The sequence below is a fragment of the Candidatus Omnitrophota bacterium genome, assembly GCA_041648975.1.
Classification (GTDB): Bacteria; Omnitrophota; Gorgyraeia; order 2-01-FULL-45-10; family 2-01-FULL-45-10; genus JAQUSE01.
On the sequence record JBAZNZ010000012.1, the window covers coordinates 23420 to 38202 of the forward strand.

The window sequence follows — 14783 nt, forward strand, 5'->3', positions numbered from 1 at the left end:
AGACTTCCTATTATTATTTTATTGACCATTGGCCGTGTCATTTAAGCACTTCTTTTAAATACTGCCCTGTGTATGAACGCCTGTTCTTTATCACTTCCTCCGGGGCGCCGCAGGCTACGATCTCGCCGCCCTCATCCCCGCCTTCCGGACCGAGATCTATTATGTAATCCGCTGTCTTTATGACATCAAGGTTGTGTTCTATCACAAGGACTGTATTGCCCTGCCCTACCAGCGCCTGCAATACTCTTAGAAGTTTGTCGACATCCGCAAAATGCAACCCGGTCGTAGGCTCATCCAGGATATAGAATGTCCTGCCCGTGGACGTCTTTGACAGCTCAGTCGCAAGCTTTATCCTCTGCGCCTCGCCTCCGGAAAGGGTCGTGGCCGACTGCCCGAGTTTTATATAGCCCAGGCCGACTTCGTAAAGCGTCTTAAGCTTGTTTCTTACCGTCGGGACATTGGCGAAGACCCGGAGCGCTTCCTCCACGGACATGTCGAGACAGTCGGCTATAGACTTGCCTTTATATTTGACGTCGAGGGTCTGGTCATTGAAGCGCCTGCCTTTACATATCTCGCACTGCACATATACGTCCGGCAGGAAATGCATCTCTATCTTCTTTATGCCGTCGCCCATGCACGATTCGCAGCGTCCGCCTTTTACGTTGAAGCTGAACCGGCCGGGCTTATATCCGCGCACTTTGGAATCAGGAAGCCTGGAAAAGATATCCCTTATGGGAGCGAAAGCGCCTGTATATGTAGCGGGATTGGAACGCGGCGTTCTACCTATCGGCGACTGGTCTATGACTATGACCTTGTCGATAAACTGCATCCCCTCTATTTTTTTATGAGCGCCGGGCATTTCCCGCGACCTGTAAAATTTCTTAGCCAGCGCCCTGTAAAGTATATCGTCGACAAGGGTACTCTTGCCTGACCCGGATACGCCTGTAACGCATATAAAAAGGCCGAGCGGTATCCTGACGTCTATCTCCTTAAGATTGTGCTCCGATGCGCCTATAACCCTCAGGACTTTTTTATTATCTACAAGCCTCCTCGCGGACGGCGCAGTTATCTTCAATTCCCCCCTCAGATATTTCCCGGTGAGCGACTCCTTCGAGGCGATGATATCATCCAATGTACCATTAGCTATGATCCTTCCGCCATGTTCGCCCGCGCCCGGGCCGAGATCTATCAGGTAGTCGGCTTTTCTTATAGTGGCTTCGTCGTGCTCGACTACTATCAGTGTATTGCCGAGGTCTCTGAGCGTAAACAGCGTGTCCAGGAGTTTCGAGTTATCTTTCTGATGCAGCCCTATGCTCGGCTCATCCAGTATATAGACTACCCCGACGAGGCCCGAACCTATCTGCGTGGCCAACCTTATCCTCTGCGCCTCGCCTCCCGAGAGCGTGGAACTCCGCCGGTCGAGGGTAAGATAATCCAGCCCGACATTAACCATGAATTGCAGGCGCGCGCCTATCTCCTTAAGGACCTGGCGGGCGATCCTGGCCTGCGATTCCGTCAATTTCAGGTCCGATAGAAATGTCTTCAGGTCTTTTATCGGCATATCCGATATCTCGAATATATTTTTATCTCCGATTGTAACGGCGAGGCTCTCCGGCTTCAATCGCATTCCGTTGCAACCCGGACACGGGAGGACAGACATGTATTTATTGATCTCTGTCTTTATGAATTCACTCTCCGTTTCGCGGAAACGCCGTTCCAGGTTCGGCACCACTCCCTCGAACCCCTCGGCATAGCTCGGGGTTCGTGCCGAGCGAAGCCGAGGCACGAAATACCCCCAGCCTTTGCCGCCGGGTTCCCCGAAAAGCACTATCTTCTTCATCTCCTTCGTAAGGTCTTTATACGGGGTATGCGCATCGAACCCGTACCTGTGACCCACCGAACGCAAGAGCCGCCTGTAATATATATAAAGGCCTTTGCCGCCGCGTCTCCATGCGTCGACGGCGTCTATCACGGGCTTCGACTTGTCGGAGATGACGAGCTCCGGGTCTATCTCCATCTTGTTCCCGAGACCCAGGCATTCCGGGCATGCGCCGTAAGGCGAATTGAAAGAGAATATGCGCGGGGCGAGTTCTTCGAAGCCGGTCCCGCAATCGATGCAGGCGTATTGCTCGTTAAATAACGTATCCTCGCCCCCCTTCTGTTTATCAGCGCTTATTATAACAAGACCTTTTCCCGTCTCAAGCGCCGCCTCGACCGATTCCGTGAGCCGCTTCTTTATTCCTTCCTTAAGAACGAGCCTGTCCACCACTATCTCTATGTTGTGCGCCCTGTTCTTGTCGAGGGCGATCTTACCGTCAAGCTCAAGGACGTTACCGTCCACCCTGACCCTTACGAAACCGTCTTTTTTGGCCTTATGAAAGAGCTCCTTATGTTCCCCTTTCCTTCCCCGGACTAGAGGAGCGAGGACCATTATCTTCGATTCTTTCGGAAGCCGCAGGACCCGGTCGACTATCTCCTGCGCGGTCTGCCTGGTTATGGGCTTGCCGCATTTATGGCAATGGGGGATACCTACACTGGCGAACAGCAGCCTAAGATAATCATATATTTCGGTTTGCGTCCCGACGGTAGAACGGGGATTGGAACCTGCACTCCTCTGCTCTATGCTAATGGCGGGAGACAGGCCTTCTATGTATTCAACGTCGGGTTTTTGCAGCTGTTCGAGGAACTGCCTGGCGTAACTGGAGAGGCTCTCGACGTACCTGCGCTGCCCTTCAGCGTAGATAGTGTCAAAAGCGAGCGAAGACTTGCCGGAACCGGAAAGGCCTGTTATGACAGATAGCTTATTGCGGGGTATCTCAACGTCGATATTCTTAAGATTGTGCTCTTTGGCCCCTTTTATTACTATAGTGTCTCGCTCCATAATGATAATACTATAATATATCAATATTAGATGCAATAAGAAAATTGCCCGTGACAATTACCACTGTCGATTTTCAATCCTGACGGTTTCGTGACGGACCTAATAAACAAGGGAGACGAAAGCAAACCTATCGTCTCCCTTTGTTCATATGAAGCGCCTGGTATTACTTGCCGCCTCTCCTCATCCTTGCTCTTGAAACGTCGCCCTTCTTATCGATGAAGTAAAGGTATCCCTTTGCCTTCTTCACTGCCGGCTTCGCGACCACCTTGCCGCCGCCGCCTTTGGATTTACCTCTCGCCATCTTGGTCTCGACAACATTGCCTTTCTTGTCAACGTAATAAAGATAACCCTTTTTACGTTTTATGCCTACCTTTGCGACTTTTTCTGCCATCTATTTCACCCCCCTTCCTTACATTATTTGATATTAATATACTCGTGCTTTATCCTCGAAATGCTCCTGAATACGTTCGTCTTTACGTGAGGGCAATCCCTCTCCATCCTCTTCACAAAACCCTTCATCAGCCGCCTCTTTGAAATATCCGAATTCGGGCAGTTGCACGCAAGAAGCGGAAAACGGCTTTCTTTGGCAAACTTCCGGAGAGCGCTCTCTTCCACATAACATAACGGCCTTATGATGGTCAGCTTACCGCCAAAAAGCTCCTGTCTCGGGTTCATCGCCGAAAACTCGCCGTGATAAAATATATTCAACAGGAATGTCTCGACAATATCGTCTTTGTGGTGGCCGAGCGCTACCTTATTGCAGCCCAGCTTGTCGGCCGCCAGAAAGAGGGCCTTCCGCCTGTTCCACGAACACCAGAAACACGACGGCCTCGATTTTTCGGTAGAAAAATCGTCCCGAGAACGCGACGAATAGGAGCGTTCGAGGGATCTCCTGTTCAGGATCTTCATCTTTTCAAAACGATACTTTATGCCGTTATCTTTAAAGAACAATTTAAGAGCGTTTTTCTGGCTCTTACTGTCCGAGCACAGGAAATCGGATTCGACGTGCATCGCCGTGAGTTCGTAATCTATGGGCGCCCATTTCTTACGCTCGTTCAGGAGCTTGACGAGCGCCATGCTGTCTTTGCCGCCCGACACGGCTACGAGTATCCTGTCCTTATCTTCGAGCAGCCTGTAATCCTCGATCGCCCTGCCAATCCTCGTCGAGATGTAGTTACCCGTCCGGCTGAGCGGTCTCATTACGTCCCTATCTTCACGCTGTCGGAAATTCCGCCCAGTGTCGCTATGGCCGAGAGGATCGCAAGCGCGCTGGTCTTTGGATTCGCCTTTGAAGGAACGTTCTCCGTGCGCGTAAATATGCTCCCTGCGTCTCCTCGTATCTCGACCTCGTGGACGTTCCGCCCGAGCCCCGGAGACGCGACCAGCCTCACCCGCGTCGCCTTAGCCCCTATGCCCGCAAGGCTCAGGACTGCCGATACATTGATGTTCTGCGGGAATGCGCGGACCGCTTCTTCGGCGCTTCCTTCGAATACCGTTCTGTCTTCGCTTATGTTAGTGATATCTATGCCCTTTTCTTTCAGATAAGGCGCGCCAAAAAGGCCCTTCGGCGGCTTACGCGTCGTAAGAGTTACCGAGTCTATTTTCCCGACGGACGAGGACTTTAACCCGTCTATTCCGCAGATGGCGCCGCTCGGGATATAAACCCTGACGCCGAGCTTTTCAGCCTTTTTCAGAAGGTCCTCTCTCCCCAGGAGACCTCCGACGCTCATTATAAGGCATCCCTTCTTCCGCCTAATACATTCTTTCAGGACGTCGCCCGATATGCGCGCGCTTGCCGCTTCCACAACAACATCGGCTTTCCCCATAAGGTCGCCGATCTTCAATAAACGGACTTTTTTCTTCAGGCTCTTGTTCAAAGCCGCGGCTTTCCCGGCATCGAAGTCGCATACGGCGACAAGCTCGACACTCTTCGCAAGCCTGCCCTGGCAGGCAATAGCGAGTTGGGTCCCTATCGTTCCGCAGCCGATTATTCCGACTTTTATTTTGCTCATAGATATTGATTCTCTGACAGTTATAAGTTGTAAGTTTTAAGTTATAAGTAAAATGCGATATTTAGCTTACAACTTACGACTTATAACTTACGACTAGTTAATACCCCGGCGATCGCCGCGCCCTTCTTTTCCCCTGTTACCGCAAGCATCCTTTCGAGAACCCTTTTCGCTTTCTCCCTGACCGCGTCCGACACCTTTATCTCATAGACAAGTTTCTCCAGGCTATGAGCCACCCAACCGAGCGTTATGAGCTTCATGTTGGCGCATACCAGGTTCTCGGTAGGAAGGTAGAACTTCTTCGCCGGATTATCTTTCCTCAATTTATATAACATGCCCGACTCTGTGGATATTATGAACTCTTTGGAGGGGGATCTTTTCACATACGTGAACATGCCGCCCGTCGAGCAAATATGGTCGGAAAGCGCAAGGACTTCCGGGTTGCATTCGGGATGCGCGATCACCTCTGCCGCGGGATGATCCTTCTTGGCCTTGACCATATCCTCTTCCTGCACCCTTATATGCGTAGGGCAGAAACCTTCCCACAGGATTATCTTTTTTTCAGGAAGCTGAGTTTGCACGTAACGGCCGAGATTCTTGTCCGGCACAAAGATTATCTCCTTCTCCAGCAAAGACCTTACGACCTCCACGGCATTACTGGAAGTGCAGGCTATGTCGCTTTCAGCCTTCACCTCCGCGCTGGAATTTACATAGCATACTACCGCCGCCTTAGGGTGTTCCTTCTTTTTTGCGCGAAGTTTTTCAGGCGTTATCATATCGGCAAGAGGGCATCCTGCTTCCATGACCGGAAGCAGCACCTTTTTATCCGGGTTAAGTATAGACGCCGACTCAGCCATAAAGCGGACGCCGCAAAAAACTATAACGTCCGCGTCCGTCCTGACAGCGGCCTGGGACAGAGCAAGACTGTCGCCGGATATGTCGGCTATCTCCTGTATCTCATCGCGCTCGTAATTGTGCGCGATTATTACGGCATTCTGTTTCTTCTTAAGCTTCTCTATCTTCTTTTTTAAAGTATCGTTATATTTAAGGTCGCTCTTATCCTGTCGTTCCATGATGTCACGCTTTCCTGGCAAAACTTTTTTCTGTCTTTACAGCGGCAGGGTCGATAGCAATATTATCTATAAGCCTCGTCTTGCCGATGAAGACCGCGAGCGCGATCAAGACCTCGCCCGATATCGAACTTACTTCTTTCAGGAACCTCTTGTCCACTATCGAGATATAATCTATCTTGACGGACGGTTTCTGTCTTATTAACAACTCCATCGCCTTTATTATCTTTCTTGCGTCTTTTTCACCCTGGTTCACCATGGACTCCGCCGTAGACAATGATTGGTGTAATATGGACGCGTCCTTCCTTTCCGTTTCGGACAGATAGATATTTCTCGAGCTCATCGCAAGCCCGTCCTTTTCGCGCACAATGGGCATGATCTTTATCTCTATGCCCATATTTAGATCCTCCGTCATCTTTTTAATGATCGCGGCCTGCTGAACGTCTTTCTGCCCGAAGTAAGCCATGTCCGGCTTCACAATACCAAAAAGTTTCGCGACTATCGTGGTGACCCCTTTGAAATGGCCGGGGCGCGAAGAGCCGCAGAGCGTATCACCAAGACCTTTGACTTCTACATAAGTGGAATAGCCGCTCGGATATATCTCCTTTTCCGACGGGTAGAACAGGACGTCAACGCCCGCAAGCCTCGCCTTTTCTTCGTCGCGCTTAAAATCTCTGGGATATTTAGCGAGATCATCGTTAGGGCCGAATTGCAGGGGATTGACGAATACGCTCATGACGGCGACATCGTTATGTTTCTTCGCGGCCCTGACAAGGCTCAGGTGGCCTTCATGCAGATAACCCATCGTGGGAACTAACCCGATGGACTTTCCTTCTTTCCTCATGATCTTCATGAGGGTGGACATCCTTGAAATATTCTCGACTATCTTCACCCCGCCCTTCCTTCCTCTACCCCCACCCTCAGTTGGAAGGGCGGGGTTCATTCTTTAAACCTTCCCCAGCTCTCTAAGGCCTTGCAGCACGAACTCCCTCTCATTTATCCTAGGGTGCGGAACAACAAGCCCCTCTTCATCGATAACGTCCTGCCCATAATAAAGAATATCGAGATCTATCGTCCGCGGACCGTTCTTTATGGTCCTCTTCCTGCCCAGTTTAGCCTCTATCCTGTTCAATTCTTTCAGGAGCGGTTTCGGACCGAGATCGGTATCTATTTCCAGAACACCGTTAAGGAACATTCCCTGTTGTATGCCGCCGGCCGGTTCAGTTTCGTATATCGAAGATACTCTCCTAACCCTGATATCTTTATGCGACTTAAGCTCTTCGATAGCCCGATTTATATAGTCTTGTCTGTCCCCCAGGTTCGAGCCTATGCCGATGTAGCAAGTAGTCATATTTTAAATGTTACGTAAAGTTAGGGAAGGTTAATTAAGGTTACGTAAGGTTACTCAATCTTTATAACCTTACGTAACATTCACTAACCTTACGGAACGTTACGTAACCTTCTTTTTAATTCTCTCCACCGCCTCCAAGATCCTCTTCTTATCGACGGTGACGACCATCCTTATATAACCTTCGCCGTGCTCGCCGAAACCGTTGCCCGGCGTAGCTACTATATCCGCTTTATCTAAAAGCGCCTTCGCGAATGTCGCCGAGGTATAGCGCGGCGGCACGCGGACCCATACATAGAACGTCGCCTTGGGTTTCTCCACATTCCAGCCGAGCGAATTGAGACCGTCCACTAACACATTGCGCCTCTCCTCGTATGTCTTTATTACCGAACTTATATGTTTCTCGTAATTATCCAATGCGACCGCGCCGGCCTTCTGGATCGCAGAGAATATCCCTGAGTCGACATTCGATTTCACCTTGGCCAGGCCTTCTATAATACGGGCGTTGCCGGCGGCAAATCCTATCCTCCAGCCGGTCATGTTAAATGTCTTTGAGAGCGAGTGGAACTCTATGGCTACATCCCTGGCGCCTTCGACCTCGAATATACTCGGCGGCCTGAAGCCGTCGAACGCGATCTCCGTATACGCGGCGTCATGGCAGACGATAATATTGTGCTTCGCGGCAAAGTCGACGACCTCTTTCAAAAACTTCTTGTCGCAGACCGCGCCCGTCGGGTTGTTCGGATAATTAATGAAGATCATCCTGACCTTGTGCAGGATGCTGTGGTTTATCGCTTTCAGGTCCGGCAGGAATTTACCTTTTTCAAGCAGAGGCATCGAAACGACCTCGCCTCCGGCAAAGAGCGTACCCGATCTGTAAGGAGGATAGCATGGGTCCGGGACGAGGACTATATCCTGCGGGTTCACAAAAGCGAGCGGAATATGGGCGATGCCCTCTTTAGAGCCGATAAGCGGATATATCTCGCCGTCAGGGTTCATGTCGACGCCAAAACGCCTCTTGAACCAGCGCGAAGCCGCGTTCCTGAAGTCAGGATGGCCCTGGTCGAGGGCATACCTGTGCGTCGAAGGGTCGCGGACAGCCTTATTGAGCGCGTCTATGATGAACTTCGGCGTCGGTATATCGGGATCGCCGACGCCAAGGTCGATTATGTCCCGGCCTTCGTCGCGCGCCTGCTTCTTCGCCCTGTCGATCTCCACAAATAGATACGGCGGTAGTTTCTTTAATCTGTCAGACTTCTCGATCTTCATTATTCTTTCCTCATGTTAATAAATTTTCCCGATCCCAGCTTCAACCTAAGCCTCGTTATTCGAGCACTGAAAATATTCGCTCCTTATGAAATTTTTCCAACCTATCCCCAATGGCCATCTCGGCCGTGGGCTTCGCCTAATTTTGCTATCAAGAATGATAAGTTTTTGAATTTACTAATTCGTTTTATACATCCCTTATGGGTACTATGCTTCAATATACTTTGGGTAGTAGCTATAATCTTAGCAAAATTTACGGCTCAACCCACATGGCCTCGTGGCCATATAGCATCACGGCAGTCGTAAAAATTTCCCACTCGCTCCACCTGGAAAATTTTTCGCTACTCAGGTGGCAGAACTTTTGGGCGATTGCCGAAGATGCTTCTAACCTGCCACCTCAATAAAATTTCTTCGCTCCGACTGCAGGGGCAGATAACGGCAGGTAGCCCTTGAGGCGTTATATTTTGCCGAGGCCGCACCGCAACACAAACTCTTTTTAAGCCGCTGTCTCCATAACAGCAAGATAGAAAATTTATTATTAATACTTAACCCAAATACTCTTGACGGCAAAATTAGCCGAAAGGGCGCCTGCCGTTAAGCTGCCCTGTGGTGGGGCGAAAAATTTTACAGCCCCAGTACGTCTTTCATGCTAAACAAGCCGCTTTTCTTACCGACAACGAATTTCGCGGCCGACAACGCGCCTCTGGCGAATATGTCGCGCGTCTTGGCGCTGTGCGTTATTTCTATAAGGTCGTACTCGCTCTCAAACGTTATAGTATGCTCCCCGACGATCTCAGCCTCGCGGACTGAGTCGATCGGCACCTTTACATCGCCCCTGTTTTCCTTGATTATGCGCGTAAGTTCTTTAGCGGTCCCGCTCGGCGCGTCCTTTTTATGGACGTGATGCGCCTCAACTATCGATACCTCGTATTCAGGGCCGAGGATCTTGCTCGAGTCGCGTATCATCTTAAATAGCAGGTTGACGCCTATAGACATATTCGGCGAAAAGACGACCGGCATTTTGGCAGAGACCTCTTTTATCTTTTCCTGCTCCGCGGCCGATAATCCCGTCGTCCCTATTACCATGGCTCTTTTATTTTCTTCGCATAACGCCAGGTGCTCCATTGTGGCCTGCGGAGATGTGAACTCGATAAGGCAGTCGCATTCTTTTACAAGAGGCCCGGCCTCTATCCCCGCGTCGAATTCGCCGCTTATCTCAAATTCCGCGTCCTCTTTTGCCAGAGCGACGATCCTCGAACCCATCTTCCCTTTGGAACCGCTGATGCATAGTTTTATCATTGTAAACTCCACTTTTAGGCTACGTAAAGTTAGGGAAGGTTAATTAAGGTTACGTAAGGTTACTCAATCTTTATAACCTTACGTAACATTCACTAACCTTACGGAACATTACGTAACCTCTTATATTAACCTGTAATCCTTCAACGCCTTCGCCAGCTTCTCTTTATTCTCCGGCAGCATATCGCACATGGGCAGCCTGAGGCCCGGCTCTATCATCTTCATGAGTCCCATTGCCGTCTTAACCGGTATAGGGTTGGTCTCTATGAACATCGCCTTGACAAGCTGCAGCATCTTATAATGCAGCTTTTTAGCCTTTTTTATATCTCCGCTTTCGAACGCGGCGCACATGTCGGCAACGTCCTTAGGTATTATATTCGCCACTACCGAAATGACGCCGACTCCGCCTATGGACATCACAGGCAGGGTAAGCGCATCGTCTCCCGATATGAGTAGAAAATCTTCCGGCGTCATATTCTTTATGCGCGACATCTGCTCCAGGCTTCCACTAGCCTCCTTTACCCCGATGATGTTCTTTATTTCGGCGAGCTTTACGAATGTCTCCGGTTCAATATTAACTCCGGTCCTTGAAGCGATATTATAAAGTATTATAGGCATGTCGACCGCTTCGGCTATAGCCTTAAAATGCAGGTAGAGCCCCTTTTGTGTCGGACGGTTATAGTAAGGATTGACCTGCAAAGAAGCGTCGGCGCCGGCCTTCTTAGCATGCTTAGTAAGCATGATCGCTTCTTCCGTAGAGTTCGAGCCTGTACCGGCTATTACGCTTATGCGACCCTTGGCGCATTGTATGGTAAGCTCTATCACCCTGTCATGCTCTTCGTACGAAAGCGTCGAGGATTCGCCCGTAGTCCCGCACGGAATAAGAGCCGACGTGCCGTTCTTTATATGGAACTCTATGAGCTCCCTTAAGGCCTTCTCATCCACCTTGCCGTCCCTAAACGGCGTGACCAAAGCCACCATTGATACTCTAAACATAGTTAAGCTCCTTTTATAGCAAACTAGAAACTCGAAAACCGAAATTCGAAACAAGCACGAAATTCGAATTTCGAAATTAGAATTTGTTTCAGATTTCGATATTCGTATTTCGGATTTATAATCATGTCAGACCTGTATTGCTCCCTCGAACACCAGACGAGCTTTGCCTTCCAGATATACATTCCTGAAATTTCCGTCGGCTATTTCGAAGTAGACTTTAAGCTTTTCCCCGCCCCTGGTCTCTACTGTAATCGGCGAAGCCATCTTCTCCGCTTCGGCCGCGATTATGGCGCTTGCGACCGATCCCGTACCGCAGGCAAGCGTTTCGTCTTCTACTCCGCGTTCATAGGTCCTGACCTTTATAGTATTTTTACCCGCGACCTGCACAAAATCCGCATTCGTGCCCTCCGGCGAAAATTCCCCGTGGTTCCTTATGTGCGAACCAAGGTTCTTGACATCCACCTTATCCAGGTCTTTGACGAAATGGACCACATGGGGCACCCCTGTATCGATAAAATCCATCTTATACGGGCACCTGTCTATAGACAGGCACAGGTTCCACCTGATATTCTTAGGGTCTGTCAATTTCACCTTGACGGTATCGCCCTTAACTGCGGCTTTCAATATTCCGGCTATAGTCTCGATCGTCATCTCATTTTTAGCTTTTCCTTCAGATGCGGCATACAGGGCGGCGCACCTCGAGCCGTTCCCGCACATCTCGGCTTCACTTCCGTCGGAATTAAATATTCGCATCCTGAAATCAGCCTTATTGGAGGCCTCAATAGCCAATAGTCCGTCTGCGCCTATAGACCACTTTCTATCACACAGTTTTTTAGCCAGGCCCGGTAGACTACCTTTAAACTTTGAAGAGATGACATCGACAATAACAAAGTCATTGCCTGTCGCTACGGCCTTCGTGAACTGTATCGTCTTACTCATCGCTTCCCTCTTACAGCTTATAGCTTATAGCTTATAGCTTATCTAAGCACACCCGGTATCGTCTCTCCGTGTACAAGATCTCTATAAGTCTCGTGCCGGCGGATAACGTAGAATTTATTCTTCACTACCATGACCTCCGCGGAGCGCGGCCTGGAGTTGTAATTACTCGACATAGTAAATCCGTAAGCGCCCGCCCCCATGATCGCAAGAAGTTCTCCGTTCGGAACATGGGGCAAAAATCTGTTCTTACCGAGGAAATCGCCCGTCTCGCATATCGGGCCGACCACCTCGACCTTTTCCGCTGTTTCCGAACTGTCCGCCCTGACCTTTACAGGGACTATCTTATGGTAAGCCTCGTACAGGCTGGGCCTGATCAGGTCGCTCATCCCGCTGTCCACTATAACGAACTTCTTTCTCGGCGTCCTCTTCGTATAAAGAACCTTCGTTACAAGTACGCCGCTATTACCCGATATAAACCGACCCGGTTCCAATATTATCTTGAGACCCGACTTTTTCAATAACGGCAGGATGCTCTTTGCGAAACTCTTAGCTGTCTGCGGGTTCTCTATGGAATAGACTATGCCGAGTCCGCCGCCTATATTGAAATAATCGACCTTTATCTTATACGTATTAAGAAATTCGAGGACCTTCTTTATGGCCTCTTCAAAAGGTTCAGCTATCAGAAGCTGTGACCCTACATGTATATGTACCCCTCTGATATTGAGGTTCGGATACCTCCACCTGGAGTTGAATATCTTGTGTACGGTCTCGAAATCCAGCCCGAATTTGCTCTCCCCCTTGCCGGTAGCCACATAATCATGTGTTTTTGGTATAACGTCGGGATTTATCCTGATAGCCACATTGACCTTCTTGCCTAATGATGCGGCTACATTCTGGATCTCGCCCAGTTCTTCTTCCGATTCCACGTTGAAGAACAATATGCCGAACTTGACGGCATCTACTATCTCATCGCGCCTCTTGCCGACGCCGGCATATACTATCTTTTTAGGGTCTACTCCCGCAAGGCGCGCCCTGTAAAGCTCGCCGCCGGAGACTATATCGAGTCCGGCGCCGTTCTTGACGAGAGCTCTCAAGACGGCAATATTGGAATTGGACTTCACAGAGAAGCATATGAGAGGCTTTACCGGCCTGAACGCCGCCTTTATCTTCGCGTAATGGTCGACCAGCGTCTTATAACTGTACAGATAAAACGGAGTCGGGACCTTTCTGGCGATGTCCTCTACCTTTACCTTTTCGCAATACAACTCGTTGTCTTTAAACGTAAAATCATGCATAACTCTCCATTCATTTTTTTCGCTTTTCCCTTGCGCCGATGTGGCTAACCGGCCAGTGGGCCTCGCCTAATTTTGATATCACGGGTGTTTTTGTTTTATTTAAGTTATTTCTGTTTCTTTATCCTTATGATAACTATGGCGCAAAAGTGCTTTGGGTATTAACGATACGTTATCAAAATTTACGGCTCAACCCACGTGGCCGGTTGCCATCGTCGCCATATGCCGTAGCGAAAATTTTTCCTTTCACTAAACAAAATCAGCCGCATCACCCAAAAATTTCATAAAGTACCTGGCCTCATTTTATCGGGCGCTTAGCTAATTTCTCTTCCAAACTTTCTTGAAGTTTGATTTCTTTACCCACAAAATCATGGGCCTCCTTAAAAGACATGCCGCTTTTGCGCACAAGATTGTCCGCCTTTTTAACAGCATACAGATTCTCATCCTTAAGAGCTTCATAAATGTTCTTTTTATTTAACTCCAGCCCTTTTAAAAATCTCGTCATAATCTTTACCTCATCTTCGATTGCCTCAACTGTCGAAAAAAGCGGTTCTTTATCCAGCTGCATATCTCTATTATACGTCAACGGCAGTCCCTTCATCATTACCAGGATCGACACAAGATTACCATATATTCTACCTGTATTTCCTCTCACCAATTCCAGAAAATCGGGATTCTTCTTATGCGGCATAAGACTTGATCCCGTGCAAAACTCTTCGGGTAATTTTATAAAATTAAATTCTTTCGTCGAATACAGTATCAAATCCTCGGCAAGTCTCGATAGATGCATCTGTATAATAGAAATCACGCTCAGCAGTTCTATAATAAAATCTCTATCGCTCACGTCGTCAAGCGTGTTTATAGATGGTCTTATATAAAAATCTCCAATCAGCGATAAAAGTTTTGCTATAGCCTTGTCATAATTCTTTCTTCCTATAGAGCTTCCTGCTAAAGCACCGGCGCCAATATGAACCTCAAGATTACCATAATAATTACTAAGCCTTTTTTTATCCCGTCCAAACATGGCGGAGTATGCACTTATATAATCTTTAAAAAGTACGGTTTGTGCACGTTGAGTATGAGTATAACCCACGATAGAATAATTCATATATTTCTTTTTCAAAAAAACCAATGATGCAATAAGATTATCGAGCAGGTCTATAATCTCGCCTGATTTTTTGTAGCAAAATGCTTTCTCGTCAAAAGCTACCTGGTCGTTCCGCGACCGTAACGTATGAAGCTTTAACGCCAGTTTTCCGACTTTTTTCTCAACCTTGTTTTGTATATCAGTATGAATATCTTCTGAACGTTTATCATATTTGAACCGGCCCTTTTTAACATCCTCACGGATTGCTTTTAGCGCTTTATACAATTTGCTCTTTTCCGGTTTCTTTAAAAGTTTTGCCTCGGCCAAAGCTAAAACATGTAGCATGGAGTGCATGACATCATAGCGAGCCAACTTATGGTCAAACTGGATAGACTTCTGGAATTCAAAGAATTCTTTATCGACCTTTTTTGTAAATCTTCCACCCCATAACTTTTTACTCATATTTTTTTCTCCAGTTCATTCAGGTAAAATTTTTCTATATTTTTTTCAATCTGTCTTCTCAGTAAAATTTTTTCGCTCGCACTGCAGGGGCAGATAACGGCAGGTAGCCCTTGAGGCGTTATATTTTGCCGAGACTG

13 protein-coding genes are annotated in these 14783 nt (G+C 48.5%); all 13 read right to left on the minus strand.

The window, feature by feature from the left end:
* Positions 1-37 precede the first annotated feature (37 nt).
* The 13 genes from uvrA to argH all read right to left on the minus strand — a co-directional run bounded on the left by uvrA (position 38) and on the right by argH (position 14646).
* Positions 38-2881: an excinuclease ABC subunit UvrA gene (gene uvrA, locus WC592_04735; protein ID MFA4981756.1), complete on the minus strand. Its 2844-nt coding sequence runs from the start codon at positions 2879-2881 to the stop codon at positions 38-40.
* A gap of 163 nt (positions 2882-3044) precedes the next feature.
* Positions 3045-3272, minus strand: coding sequence for a hypothetical protein (locus tag WC592_04740; protein ID MFA4981757.1), 228 nt, complete (start codon positions 3270-3272; stop codon positions 3045-3047).
* 23 nt (positions 3273-3295) lie between these two features.
* Entirely contained in the window at positions 3296-4081 is a 786-nt protein-coding gene (locus WC592_04745; protein ID MFA4981758.1) for an ATP-binding protein, read from the minus strand.
* The gene (locus tag WC592_04750) at positions 4081-4893 is read right to left on the minus strand and encodes an aspartate dehydrogenase (protein ID MFA4981759.1); all 813 of its coding nucleotides are present in this window, start codon (positions 4891-4893) and stop codon (positions 4081-4083) included. The genes WC592_04745 and WC592_04750 overlap by 1 nt, the downstream gene beginning before the upstream one ends.
* Before the next feature lie 80 nt (positions 4894-4973).
* Positions 4974-5963, minus strand: coding sequence for a quinolinate synthase NadA (gene nadA / locus WC592_04755; GenBank protein ID MFA4981760.1), 990 nt, complete (start codon positions 5961-5963; stop codon positions 4974-4976).
* Positions 5964-5967: 4 nt separating this feature from the next.
* Complete coding sequence (gene panC / locus WC592_04760; GenBank protein ID MFA4981761.1) at positions 5968-6852, minus strand: pantoate--beta-alanine ligase; 885 nt, start codon at positions 6850-6852, stop codon at positions 5968-5970.
* 54 nt (positions 6853-6906) lie between these two features.
* On the minus strand, positions 6907-7311 hold the full coding sequence (folK, locus tag WC592_04765; protein ID MFA4981762.1) for a 2-amino-4-hydroxy-6-hydroxymethyldihydropteridine diphosphokinase: 405 nt from the start codon (positions 7309-7311) through the stop codon (positions 6907-6909).
* Between the two features lie 99 nt (positions 7312-7410).
* Positions 7411-8577, minus strand: a complete 1167-nt coding sequence (locus WC592_04770) for an LL-diaminopimelate aminotransferase (protein MFA4981763.1) — start codon at positions 8575-8577, stop codon at positions 7411-7413.
* A gap of 621 nt (positions 8578-9198) precedes the next feature.
* Positions 9199-9873, minus strand: a complete 675-nt coding sequence (gene dapB / locus WC592_04775) for a 4-hydroxy-tetrahydrodipicolinate reductase (GenBank protein MFA4981764.1) — start codon at positions 9871-9873, stop codon at positions 9199-9201.
* Positions 9874-9993: 120 nt separating this feature from the next.
* The gene (dapA, locus tag WC592_04780) at positions 9994-10866 is read right to left on the minus strand and encodes a 4-hydroxy-tetrahydrodipicolinate synthase (protein MFA4981765.1); all 873 of its coding nucleotides are present in this window, start codon (positions 10864-10866) and stop codon (positions 9994-9996) included.
* A gap of 126 nt (positions 10867-10992) precedes the next feature.
* Entirely contained in the window at positions 10993-11805 is an 813-nt protein-coding gene (gene dapF, locus WC592_04785; GenBank protein MFA4981766.1) for a diaminopimelate epimerase, read from the minus strand.
* A gap of 38 nt (positions 11806-11843) precedes the next feature.
* Positions 11844-13100 (minus strand): diaminopimelate decarboxylase, encoded by a 1257-nt coding sequence (lysA, locus tag WC592_04790; protein MFA4981767.1) that lies wholly within the window; start codon positions 13098-13100, stop codon positions 11844-11846.
* A 295-nt stretch (positions 13101-13395) separates the two neighbouring features.
* The gene (gene argH / locus WC592_04795) at positions 13396-14646 is read right to left on the minus strand and encodes an argininosuccinate lyase (GenBank protein MFA4981768.1); all 1251 of its coding nucleotides are present in this window, start codon (positions 14644-14646) and stop codon (positions 13396-13398) included.
* Between the last annotated feature and the right edge of the window lie 137 nt (positions 14647-14783).

Excerpts from the sequence above, each read along its gene's own strand:
- dapA (MFA4981765.1), bottom strand. The coding sequence starts at position 10,866 with ATGTTTAGAGTATCAATGGTGGCTTTGGTCACGCCGTTTAGGGACGGC.
- nadA (MFA4981760.1), bottom strand. The coding sequence starts at position 5,963 with ATGGAACGACAGGATAAGAGCGACCTTAAATATAACGATACTTTAAAA.
- WC592_04740 (MFA4981757.1), bottom strand. The coding sequence starts at position 3,272 with ATGGCAGAAAAAGTCGCAAAGGTAGGCATAAAACGTAAAAAGGGTTAT.
- dapB (MFA4981764.1), bottom strand. The coding sequence starts at position 9,873 with ATGATAAAACTATGCATCAGCGGTTCCAAAGGGAAGATGGGTTCGAGG.
- uvrA (MFA4981756.1), bottom strand. The coding sequence starts at position 2,881 with ATGGAGCGAGACACTATAGTAATAAAAGGGGCCAAAGAGCACAATCTT.
- WC592_04750 (MFA4981759.1), bottom strand. The coding sequence starts at position 4,893 with ATGAGCAAAATAAAAGTCGGAATAATCGGCTGCGGAACGATAGGGACC.
- dapF (MFA4981766.1), bottom strand. The coding sequence starts at position 11,805 with ATGAGTAAGACGATACAGTTCACGAAGGCCGTAGCGACAGGCAATGAC.
- WC592_04745 (MFA4981758.1), bottom strand. The coding sequence starts at position 4,081 with ATGAGACCGCTCAGCCGGACGGGTAACTACATCTCGACGAGGATTGGC.
- folK (MFA4981762.1), bottom strand. The coding sequence starts at position 7,311 with ATGACTACTTGCTACATCGGCATAGGCTCGAACCTGGGGGACAGACAA.
- lysA (MFA4981767.1), bottom strand. The coding sequence starts at position 13,100 with ATGCATGATTTTACGTTTAAAGACAACGAGTTGTATTGCGAAAAGGTA.
- argH (MFA4981768.1), bottom strand. The coding sequence starts at position 14,646 with ATGAGTAAAAAGTTATGGGGTGGAAGATTTACAAAAAAGGTCGATAAA.
- WC592_04770 (MFA4981763.1), bottom strand. The coding sequence starts at position 8,577 with ATGAAGATCGAGAAGTCTGACAGATTAAAGAAACTACCGCCGTATCTA.